Consider the following 11,229-nt stretch of genomic DNA (forward strand, 5'->3'; position numbering starts at 1 on the left):
CGCGGCGGCGAAGCCACGCTCCACCGCGGCGCCGAGGCGCTCGCTGCTGGGGCGCACGTCGCGCCCGAGCGCAACACGCCGGCCGCCCTCTCGCCGCACCACGGTGCCGAACGCCCGTCCGATCGCCTCGCCGGTTTCATCGCTCAGCTCGGTCGCGTGGAGTCCTCGAATGTCGTACTCGCGGAAGATGTGGCGCGGAATCATGCGTCGGAGTCCTTCCTCTTGAGCCAGGCGTCGATGAACGGGTCGATCTTGCCGTCGAGCACTCCGTGGACATCGGGGATCTTCAACTCGGTGCGATGATCGTTCGCCATGGTGTAGGGCTGCAGCACGTACGACCGGATCTGACTGCCGAAATCGATGTCCTTCTTGGGGCCCGCGATCGCACTGGTCTTCGCCTTCGCCTCGGCCTCCTTGAGCACGAACAGCCGCGCCATCAGGATCTTCATGGCCGCGTCCTTGTTGCGATGCTGGCTGCGTTCGGCCTGCGATTGCACCACCAGCCCGCTCGGAAGGTGGGTGATGCGCACCGCCGACTCGGTCTTGTTGACGTGCTGGCCGCCGGCGCCACCCGCGCGCATGGTGTCGATGCGAAGATCGCCCGGCGCGATGTCGAGTTTGATGGTGTCGTCGATCATCGGCAGCACCATCACGCTCGAGAACGAGGTGTGACGCCGCGCGTTCGCATCGTAGGGCGAGATGCGCACCAGCCGATGCACTCCCGATTCGGCTTTGATGTAGCCATAGGCGAACTCGCCGTCGATCTCGAGCGTGGCGTCCTTGATCCCTGCCTCGTCGCCCGCCTGGTAGTCGAGCATCGTCAACTTGTACTCGTGACGCTCGGCCCAGCGCTGGTACATGCGCAGCAGCATCTCGGCCCAGTCCTGCGACTCGGTGCCGCCCGCGCCGGGGTGAATCGTGATGAGCGCGCCGAGCCGGTCGTGAGGGCCCGACAACAGCGATCGGGTTTCGAGGTCGGCCACCTGCGCTTCGAGCCGGGTCAGCTCCTGCTCGACCTCGCGCAACATGCTCTCGTCGCTCTCCGCCTCGGCCAGATCCAGCAACTCGGCCAGATTGCGATGCGACGCGTCGCGTGCTCCGAACTGGTCGATCGGGCCCTTGGCGCGCTTCAGCTCCTGGACGGTGCGCTGTGCCTCTTCGGCGCGATCCCAGAAGCCCGGCTCGGCCATTCGCGACTCGAGCGCCGCCACCGTTCGCACGCAGCCCTCGATGTCAAAGGTACCTCCGCAAGCTGTCGAGGCTCTCGCGGGTGACGTCGATGCGCTTTCGAAGTTCGGCGGTGGTGAGCATGGGACCTTTCGGGTTTTCGGCGGAGGCGGCACATTAGGAGATGAGACGTCGAATGCAAAGCGCTAGGCCGGCGCACTTCCGCGGGGTCGAGCGACCAGGGAGTCGAGCACCCGCCGGGCGTGTGCGACCAGCTGCTCGAGGGTTCCATCGTTTTCGATCACCTCGTCGGCGGCGGCCGCCAGAGCTTCGTCCGGAAGCTGAGCCGCGAGCCGCTCGCGGGCCTGCGCCTCGGTCCAGCCGCGCCCCGCGATCAGGCGTTCGATCTGGCGCGCCTGCGGCGCCACGACCGCCACGACCACGTCGCACTCGCGCTCGAACCGCCACCGCAGCAGCAACGCCGCATCGATCACCACCACGCCGCGCTCGCCGCTGCGGGCGCGCGCCGCGAGTGAGTCTCGCAACTTCGCGAGGATTCGCGGATGCACCAGGTGATCGAGCCGCGCGAGTGCCTCCGAATCTCGAAACACCCGCGCGGCGACCCGCGCGCGATCGAGCCGCCCATCGGCGAGGTACACCTCGGCGTCGTACTCGGCGATCAGCGCCGCACGCACTTCGGGATCTCCATCGGTCACCTGATGACCGATGCGGTCGGCCTCGAGCACCTCGGCACCACGCTCCCGCCACGCGTTCGCGACCGTCGTCTTGCCGCTCCCGGCGCGACCGATCAGCCCCACGCGCAGCACGCCGTCGTCGCTCGGCGCGCGACGCTCGCGTGGCGACGATGCCGGCGCGCTCGAGTCGTGTGTCATCAGTGGATGTCGAACCAGGTTGCGCCGGTGCCGACCGTGACGGTGAGCGGCACGCGCAGCGGGAAGCATCCCTCCATCGCGCGCCGCACCAGCTCGGCGGTGGTCGCGGCGGCCGCGGCCGGGCATTCGAATACCAGTTCGTCGTGGACCTGCAGCAACAGCTTCTCCCCCTTGCCGCGGCGCGCCAGCGTGTCGTGGACGCGGATCATGGCGAGCTTGACCAGGTCGGCGGCTGAACCCTGGATCGGGGCATTGATGGCGGCGCGTTCCGCATTCGAGCGATCGAGTCCGTTCGAGCTGCGCAACGAAGGGAGATAGCGGCGGCGGCCGAGCAGCGTCTGCACGTAGCCGCTTTCGCGCGCATCCGCCACGACTCGATTCAGGTAGGTACGCACTCCGGCATACACGCGAAAGTACCCGTCGATGAACTCCTTCGCCTCCTCGAGCGGAATGCCCATCTGCTGCGCGAGGCTTCGCGCACCCATGCCGTACATCACGCCGAAGTTGACGATCTTGGCGCGTGCGCGCAGCGAGGGATCCACGGCTCCCTCGACCTTGAAGATGCGCCGCGCGGTGCTGGCATGGATGTCCTCGCCGCTCTCGAAGGCTTCGATGAGCTGCGGATCCCCGGACAGATGCGCCATCACGCGCAGCTCGATCTGCGAATAGTCGGCGCCGATCAGCACACAGCCCGGCGCCGCAACGAACGCGCGTCGGATCGCGCGACCCTGCGGCGTGCGCATCGGGATGTTCTGCAGATTCGGGTCGTACGACGACAGACGCCCGGTCGCGGCACCGGTCTGCTCGAAGGAGGTGTGCACGCGGCCGTCGCGCGGATCCACGGCGGCCGGCAACGCATCGAGATAGGTCGACTTGAGCTTGGCGAGCGCCCGCCACTCGAGCAGCCGCCTCGGAAATTCGTGCTCGGCGGCCAGCCCTTCGAGCACCTCGCTGTCGGTCGAGAACCCGGTCTTGGTGCGGCGGCCGGGCGGCAGCTTCAACACCTCGAACAACAGATGCGCGAGCTGCGGCCCGCTGTTCAGATTCACCGCCTCGCCGGCCAGCTGATGCAGTCGCTGTTCGAGCGCGGCCAGTTCCGCCGCACTGCTCGCCGACATGACCTCCAGCACCGGGACGTCGAGCGCGATGCCTTCGCGTTCCATCGCGACCAGCACGTCGATCAGCGGGTGCTCGAGGTCGCGGCACAGTCCCCACTGATCGCGTGCGTCGAGCTGAGCGCGCAACGCCTCGGCGAGCGGGAACAGCGCGGCGGCCGCGCGACACGCCGCCTGCGCCATGTCCTCGACGCTGGCGCTCGCGAGCGGCGCGCGACCGCGTCCTCGCACCATCGGCGGCTCGAGCGGTGTCAGTTCGACTGCGAGCACGTCGCGCGCGAGTGCGGCGAGCGAGTGATCGCGCGACGGGTCGCACAGGAACGAGGCGATGTGAAGGTCCATGCCCCGCCCGGTCGCGACCAGTCCGAAGCGCTCGAGCAGATGTCGTTCGCGCTTCAAGTCGTGCCCGACTTTCTCGACCGTGGGATCGGCGAGCGCCGGTGCGAGCCATTCGACCACACGTTTCGGATCGAAGTTGGCGCCGCCCACGTGCGCGAGCGGCAGGTAGCAGGAAGTGCCATCGCGCGCCGCGAGCGCGAGACCCACCAGCGTCCCCCCTCGTCCGCTCGAGGACTCGGACAGCGGCAGGAGTGCAAGGCCGTGAACCGCGCGCGCGCGCACCGCGTGGAGCTGTTGCTCCAGCGCCTCGAGCGAGGGCGCGCGCGAATCTCCGACTTCGAGCGGCGTGGCGTGCCACAGGTCGAGCGAGGCCTGCGCCGGCTCGCGCAAGGCTCGCGGCAGTGGAGCCGCCGGGGGCGCAATGGTGGGCGTTCCGAACAGATCGGGCTCGAGCAGGACAGCGGCAGTCGTGCCACGCGGCGGCTCGGCTGCGGCCGGGCGCTTCGGAGCCAGCTTCACTCCGGTTCCCTCCTGCTCCGCGGCACTGCCGCGGCGAGCCGGATCACGTCCGGTCACCGGCGCACCTGCGCTGGCCGCATCGACTCCTTGCTGCGCGGCGATCTGCTCGAGGCGTCGGATCTCCCAGCGGCCGGCGAACGCGGCGAGATCGTCGCCGCGGATCGGCGCCACCTTCAGGTCCTCGATCCCGACGCCGAGTTCGAGATCGGACCGCAGCGTCGCGAGCTCGCGGGACAGGAACGCGGCTTCGCGGCTGTCCTCGAGCTTCTTCTTGAGCGCCGGCTTTCTGACCTCGCCGAGCCGCGCGTAGAGTTCGTCGAGTGAGTGGAACTGCGTGAGCAGTTCGACCGCGGTCTTTTCGCCGACGCCCTTCACGCCCGGAATGTTGTCGCTCGAGTCCCCCATCAGCGCGAGCACGTCACGGATGTGCTCGGGCCCCACGCCCCACTTCGCTCGCACCGCGGCGGGGTCCATGCGAGCGTAGTCCTCACCCTTGCCCTGCGGCGCGAGCACCGTGACGCGATCGGTGACGACCTGGAGCATGTCCTTGTCGCCGGTGACCAGGATCACTTCGTGACCGGCCGCCGCGGCGAGCTGCGCGAGCGTCGCCATCACGTCGTCGGCTTCCATGCCGGCCTTTTCGATCACCGGGAGGCCCAGGTGACGGGACAGGTCCTCGATCGCGCCGAGCTGCGCTGCGAGATCCTCCGGCATCGGGGGACGCGTGGCTTTGTAGTCGCCATACAGCTCGTGGCGGAACGTCGGCCCGGGGCCGTCCCAGGCGAGCGCCCAGAACTCGGGCGCGTGCTCGCGGCGAAATTTCAGCGCGATGTTCGCGAACCCGAAAATTGCGGAGGTGTTCTCCCCCTTCGAGTTCATGAGCGGGCGGCCGATGAACGCGAAGTGCGCGCGATACGCGAGGCCGAGGGCATCGAACACGATCAGGCGGCTCATGCGCGACTCACCGGTGTCTCAAGACCAGCAGGCGATTCTGCGCGATGTGATCGGCGATGCCGGTGGCGAGCAGTGTCCGATCGAAGAGCAGCAGCAGCGCAGGCACCCGATTCAACGATCGGAACGGGCCTAATTCACGATTGAGCAATCCGTGCGTCGGATGCAGGGCCTCACGCGCGAGTCCGTGCGGCACGAGCACCGAGAGGTACCGCGAAAGCGGACGCATCTTGTTGTGCGCGGCTTCGGGACGCTGGCCCTCGCGCTGAGGGAAGTTGTCTGTCAGCAGCATCAAACCACCGGGATTCAGCGCCTCGGCGAGATGGCCCAGCGCCACCTCCCAGCGACGATCGTCGGTGACGTGATACAGCACGTCGAACGCGTTGATGAGGTCGAAGCGACCCTCGATTCGAACCTCGCTCACGTCACCCAGCACGAACCTGGCAGCTGGAAATCGCGCGCGCATTCGATCGATCGAAATCGGGGCGATGTCGATGCCGGTGACGTGCGCGCCGCGTCGTGAATAGTACTCGGTGAAGAATCCGGAGCCGCATCCGACGTCGAGAACCGTACGATCGCGCGGATCGAATCGCGCCGCGAGCAGGGCGCGGTCGAGCACCGTGCGGCGCAGCGAGTAGCAGGCGCGGTTGTAGGCCTCCGAGAGTCCGGTTTCGCCCGTGCCGCGCAGGTCGAAATGCCCGGACAGGCGCCGCTCCCAGAATTCGCGCGGCCGATATTCGTCCCGAGTGCCGGGTTCATGCGGAGTCATGCGCGCACCCTACCGCGTCCCGGACGTCGCACGAAAGCGGCGTGCTCAGCGGCGATAAAGTCGATGCTTCTCGATGTAGCGCGACACCGCATCCGGCACCAGGTAGCGTATCGAGCGCTGCGCTCGTACCCGCGCCCGCAGCTCGCTCGCGGCGACCCCGATCAGCGGATTTCCGATCCACGCGACGCGAGCACTGCGGCGTGCCCATTCACTCGCGGGCGCGAGCCCCGCCCCCGATCGTCCGGCGATCGCGAGCCGCGCCATCGCCAGGATTGCCTCAGGCTCCCGCCAGTCGCGAAATCCGTCGAGGCTGTCGGCGCCGAGCAGCAGGTAGACGTGCGCGGCGCGCGCCCCCGTGAGTCGTCGCAGCGTCTCGACCGTGTACGAGGGCTCCGTGGAACGAAGTTCGAGCGGCGAGACGCGAAACGCCGGGTTGCCGCGCACCGCCAGCCGCGTCATCGCCAGGCGGTGCACGGCCGCTGTCACCGCGCGCCGCGACTTGTGCGGGGGCCGACCCGCCGGCATGAACACCACGTGGTCGAGCTCCAACGCAACGCGCGCCCACTCGGCGATCGCGAGGTGGCCGACGTGCGGCGGATCGAAAGTTCCGCCGAACAGCGCCCAGCGCGCGGCGCCCGCCACTCTGCGCGCAGGACGTCGGACCGACTCGCGCACCGTCATCGACGCCTCGTCAGTGCTTCTTCTGGAGTCGCTGACGTTGGGTGGCTGCGCGCTGCGCCACAGGGCGACCCGGGAAGCGCTGCTCCAGCTCCAACAACTTCGCGATCGCCTCGGGATGGCGACCCTCGCCGGCGAAACACATCGCGATGCCGACCTCCGCGTCGGCGGACGGTATCGTCTCGCCGAACTCCTGCACCGCGCGTTCGTAGGTTGCGATCGCAGGCTTCCACAGCTTGAGCCGCCGGTACAGATCCCCCGCGTCGACCAGCTTGCGCGCGAGCTTGCCTCGCCCGTCGAGGATGCGGCGGTCGGCCTCGGTGTTCAGCCAGTGCCCCGGATAGCCGCGTCGATAGCTCTCCCACTGGGCGATCGCTCGACGGGTGAACTCCTGATCGAAGTCACGCGGCCGCGACTGGCCTTCGAGCGCCTCACCCAGGCGGAACGACGCGGCACCGGCCGAATCGCTCTCGGAGTAGTCGCGAACCAGTCGCTCGAACTCGCCCTGCGCGAGCGGATACTCCTTCTGGCCAAGGTACGCCGCGCCGAGCAGGTAGATCATCTCGTCGACTCGCGCCGACCCCGTCGAAGCCGCAAGCGCGGACTTGGCGTATTCGGTCGCGTCGAGAAATCGCCGTTGCTCGATGAGCTTGCGCGCCGCCTCGATGCGGTCGGTTTCGGTGAGCGCGGTCGGCAGCACGTGCGCAGCACAGCCCGTGAGCCCGACGATCGCCGCCAGAGCGAACGCATGAATCCAGCCGGAGCGGGCGGTCACGGGCGATTCTGGAAGAACAGGGCGACCAGTCCCGCCACAATCCCGACCACGATGATCGGTTCGACCGCCTTGTCGACGGAGCGACCCGGAGCCGGAGAACGCAGCTCGGAGAAGCGCGCGTCTTCGACCAGCGAAAGCCGGCCGCGCGGAAACGCATCGACCAGATTGAAGCTCGCGTCCTGAGTCCACAGCACCGACGCGGTGCCGGGATCACGCAGCGTGAGCGAACCCTCGACGAGTCCCTGGCGCTCGATCTTGACCCGACCGGGCAACCAGCCTCGCAGCCGCAGATACGTCACGCGCGCGGAGGCGAGCTGGTATTCGAGCACCGGTTCACCACCGCCGGCCGCGTAGGCTGCGAGACTGTCGTCGGGAATGATCGAGCGGCGGACTCGCGCGCTGATCCCGCTTCGCGACAAGGCCTGCAGCACGGCGTGTTCGGCCATGAAGTTGAGCGGGTGACTTTCGCCGGGTGCGAGCAGCACGCGGGTCCCCGAGTCGACCGGGCACGACGCGATCGCGCGGTCGAACGCGGTGCGGGCGACGCGCGCGATCACCTGAAAGTTGGTCGGCGGCACGGCCGGCCCGCGCGCGCGAACCACCGGCTCGTCGACGATGCGCGCGGTCGAGAACGTGGTATCCGCCGGCGCCGGCGGCGCACCGTCGTAGCGCACCTTCTTGGCCACAGCGGGCGCCGCGGTGGCGATCAGGCCACACGCGACCCACGGGAACAACCAGTGTCCGACCGCCATCCCTCTCATCCTCCCAGGACCTTGAGACCGTGCGTTTCTGCGGGCTCGACGCGAGCGAACAGATCGTAGGCGGAAGCCCCGATCACGCGCACCGGCACACACTCGCCGGGCGTGAGGCCGTCGCCTTCCACCACCACTCCGCTGTCGACCTCGCATGCCTGTCCGGCGGTCCGGGCCGCCCATTGTCCGCGGCCCGCCTCGCCGTCGATCATCACCTCGATGCGTTCGCCCACCCGGCGCGCGAGGCGCTCGCGCGAAAGCTGCTGCTGGCGCGCCAGCAGGCGCGCGCGGCGATGCTTGCGCTTCCGCACCGGCACCTGTCCCGTCATCGAGTGCGACGGCGTTTCGGGCTCGCGCTCGTAGTCGAACACCACCACGTGATCGAAGCCCTCCTCGGCCACGTAGCGTTCGAGCGTTTCGAAGTGTTCCTCGGTTTCGCCCGGGAAGCCGACGATGAAGTTGGTACGAAACGCGACGCCCGGGATGCCACGCTTGATGCGCTGCACCAGCTCGCGGGTCTGCGTCTCGGTCATTGCGCGCGCCATGGTTCGAAGCATGTCCTGAGCAATGTGCTGAAGCGGCATGTCGACGTAGGGCACCACCCGCTTCGCGCGCGCCCACACCTCGATCAGCCGATCGCTCCACAGTCGCGGATACGTGTACTGAACGCGGATCCATCGCAGCGTCTCGACTTCGTCGAGCGCCTCGAGCAGATCCGCGAGCGTCGGCCGACCCGGCAGATCGGTGCCGTAGCCGGTCGTGTCCTGCCCGATCAGGTTGATCTCGCGCACGCCGTGCGAAGCGAGTCGCCGCGCCTCCGCCACCACTTCGGCGACCGGCCGGCTGCGCTGATCGCCGCGCAGGTGCGGAATGATACAGAACGTGCACCGATGGTCGCAGCCTTCCGAGATCTTCAGGTAGGCGAGGTGACGCGGAGTTGAAAGCGCGCGCGGCGTATCGGGATCGAGTGCACCTCCCGGTGAGGCGGTGACCGCCGTGCGCGTCGCGTCGCCTTCGAGCACGCGTCGCGCGACCTGCACCACGTCACGCCACTGGCCGGTGCCGAGCACCGCGTCGACCGCCGGAAAGTCGGCGAGCAGCCCCTCGCCCGCTCGCTGAGCGAGGCAACCCGTCACGATCAGACCGCGCAACTTCCCGCGCGCCTTGAGCGCCGCGACCTCCGCGATCGCCGCGCGCGACTCCTTGACCGCGCTCTGCAGGAACGCGCAGGTGTTCACCACCGCGACGTCCGCGTCGCCCGGATCACCGACGGTTCGGAAGCCGTCGCGCACCAGCAGACCCAGCATGTTTTCGGAGTCGACCTGGTTCTTGGGGCACCCGAGCGTCACGAACGCGAGCGCCGGCGGTATCGCGGCGCGGCTCACAGGAGCTCCCGGGCGTCGAGCCAGCGCTCGTCCACCAGCACGTCGCGCGCCTTGCTGCCCTGGAACGGACCCACCACGCCGATGTGCTCGAGCTGATCCATGAGTCGTCCAGCGCGCGAGTAGCCGACCTTGAGTCGCCGCTGCAGCAGCGAGGTCGAGCCCTGCTGATGCGTGATCACGAGTCGCGCGGCATCGTTGAGCAGCACGTCTTCGTCGCTCCCGTCGAGCCCGCCGCCGGTCTCTTCTTCCGCATCGACGATCGCGGCGTCGGTTGCGAGCGGCGGCACGAAGCTCGTCGACTGCGCGCGCGCTTTCCAGAAGTCGACCACGCGCTGCGTCTCCTCTTCGGAGACGTAGGCGCCGTGCACCCGGTACGGCTCGGGCCTGCCGGAGGGCATGAACAGCATGTCCCCGTTGCCGAGCAGGTTTTCGGCGCCGTTCATGTCGAGCACGGTGCGCGAATCGGTCTTGCTCGCAACCTGGAACGCGAGGCGTGACGGAAAGTTCGCCTTGATGACGCCGGTGATCACGTCGACCGACGGTCGCTGGGTCGCGAGCACCAGGTGAATGCCCACCGCGCGGGCCATCTGCGCCAGGCGCGCCACCGGCTCTTCGATTTCGCCCGGAGCCGTGAGCATCAGGTCGGCGAGCTCATCGATCACCACGACCACGAACGACAGTCGTTCGGGTGGCGGCGTGACCGATCCGTCGGGATGCTCGGGCCCGCTCGGAACCAGCCCGGCCGCGATCTTCTCGTTGTAGGCCGCGATGTGACGCGCTCCACAGGTCGCCATGAGCTTGTAGCGCTTCTCCATTTCGGACACCGCCCAGCGCAGCGCACGGCTGGCGCGCTTGGGCTCGGTCACGACCGGCAGCACCAGATGGGGAATGCCGTTGTAGACCGACAGCTCGAGCATCTTGGGATCGATCATCACCATCTGGAGCGACTTGGGATCGTGCTGGAACAGGAGCCCGGTGATCAGTGCATTCAGACACACGCTCTTGCCCGAGCCCGTCGCGCCCGCAACCAGCAGGTGCGGCATCTTCGTGATGTCGGCGATGAACGGCTGCCCGACCACGTCGACACCGAGCGGCACCTTGAGCGCTCCGTCGCTGTCTTCGTAGGCCTTGGAGGACAGCACTTCCCGGAGATACACCGTTCGCCGTCGGCGGTTCGGAATCTCGACGCCGACGGCACCCTTGCCGGGAATCGGCGCGAGGATTCGAATCCGCTGCGCGCGGAGCGCGAGCGCCAAATCGTCCTCGCGCGAGACGATCTGATTGACCTTCACGCCGGCGGCAGGCTCGAACTCGAACGTGGTCACCACCGGCCCGGGGTGGATCTCGGTCACGCGCCCGTCAATTCCGAAGTCCGCGAGCTTGGTGACGAGCAGGTTCGCCTCGTTCGTCAGATCGGTCGCGGTGATCAGATCCTCCTGCTGCGGCGGCATCGCGAGCAGGCTGAGTGAGGGCAGCGCATCCCCGATCGGCTCGGCCGGTTCGGTCGACGGCGGACGCGCGGGTATCTTTCCTCGATCCTTTCGTGCCGCATCGGACCTGGCGAGACTCGGCAGCGGGAGCGCCATCTGCGCGATCGAACCGCGACCGTTGCCGGGCGTGCCTTCGACATTGCGTCCGTTTGCGGTCTCGAGCCGCGCCGCCATCGCGACGCGCGCGTCGTCGGTGCCGGCGGTCATGATGCGAGGACGCGCCTTGTCGTCACGTTCGATCGGCTTCTCGGGCTTGCCCGAACGAGGCTTGCGTCCCGCCGACCTGGCGGCGACCGCCGCGGACTCGACGCGAGCAGCCCGCCAGCGCGCGAACCACGCCGCGAGCCCGCGAGCGGGCGCGACGGTGGCGCTGAGGAACAGCCGCTCGATCCAATG

Annotated in this window: 10 protein-coding genes; all 10 read right to left on the minus strand. The window is 68.5% G+C overall.

Going from position 1 to position 11,229, the window contains the following annotated elements; all coding sequences use genetic code 11:
• A partial coding sequence (locus tag HOP12_15650; protein ID NOT35579.1) for a phosphomannomutase occupies positions 1-204 on the minus strand: 204 nt, incomplete at its 3' end.
• Positions 201-1,343, minus strand: coding sequence for a peptide chain release factor 2 (locus HOP12_15655; GenBank protein ID NOT35580.1), 1,143 nt, complete (start codon positions 1,341-1,343; stop codon positions 201-203). The genes HOP12_15650 and HOP12_15655, both read right to left, overlap by 4 nt.
• A 30-nt stretch (positions 1,344-1,373) precedes the next feature.
• Complete coding sequence (locus HOP12_15660) at positions 1,374-2,060, minus strand: dephospho-CoA kinase (GenBank protein NOT35581.1); 687 nt, start codon at positions 2,058-2,060, stop codon at positions 1,374-1,376.
• The gene (gene polA / locus HOP12_15665; protein ID NOT35582.1) at positions 2,060-4,987 is read right to left on the minus strand and encodes a DNA polymerase I; all 2,928 of its coding nucleotides are present in this window, start codon (positions 4,985-4,987) and stop codon (positions 2,060-2,062) included. The genes HOP12_15660 and polA overlap by 1 nt, the downstream gene beginning before the upstream one ends.
• Positions 4,988-4,994: 7 nt before the next feature.
• Entirely contained in the window at positions 4,995-5,753 is a 759-nt protein-coding gene (locus tag HOP12_15670) for a class I SAM-dependent methyltransferase (protein ID NOT35583.1), read from the minus strand.
• A gap of 45 nt (positions 5,754-5,798) precedes the next feature.
• A complete protein-coding gene (gene nadD, locus HOP12_15675; GenBank protein NOT35584.1) occupies positions 5,799-6,434 on the minus strand; it encodes a nicotinate (nicotinamide) nucleotide adenylyltransferase in 636 nt (211 codons plus the stop codon).
• Between the two features lie 10 nt (positions 6,435-6,444).
• Complete coding sequence (gene bamD / locus HOP12_15680) at positions 6,445-7,206, minus strand: outer membrane protein assembly factor BamD (protein NOT35585.1); 762 nt, start codon at positions 7,204-7,206, stop codon at positions 6,445-6,447.
• On the minus strand, positions 7,203-7,958 hold the full coding sequence (locus HOP12_15685) for a hypothetical protein (protein ID NOT35586.1): 756 nt from the start codon (positions 7,956-7,958) through the stop codon (positions 7,203-7,205). The genes bamD and HOP12_15685 overlap by 4 nt, the downstream gene beginning before the upstream one ends.
• A 5-nt stretch (positions 7,959-7,963) precedes the next feature.
• Positions 7,964-9,343: a 30S ribosomal protein S12 methylthiotransferase RimO gene (rimO, locus tag HOP12_15690; GenBank protein NOT35587.1), complete on the minus strand. Its 1,380-nt coding sequence runs from the start codon at positions 9,341-9,343 to the stop codon at positions 7,964-7,966.
• Positions 9,340-11,229 (minus strand): DNA translocase FtsK (locus HOP12_15695; protein ID NOT35588.1); only part of this gene is annotated, 1,890 nt, incomplete at its 5' end. The genes HOP12_15695 and rimO, both read right to left, overlap by 4 nt.

Source organism: Candidatus Eisenbacteria bacterium (assembly GCA_013140805.1).
GTDB lineage: Bacteria > Eisenbacteria > RBG-16-71-46 > RBG-16-71-46 > RBG-16-71-46 > JABFRW01.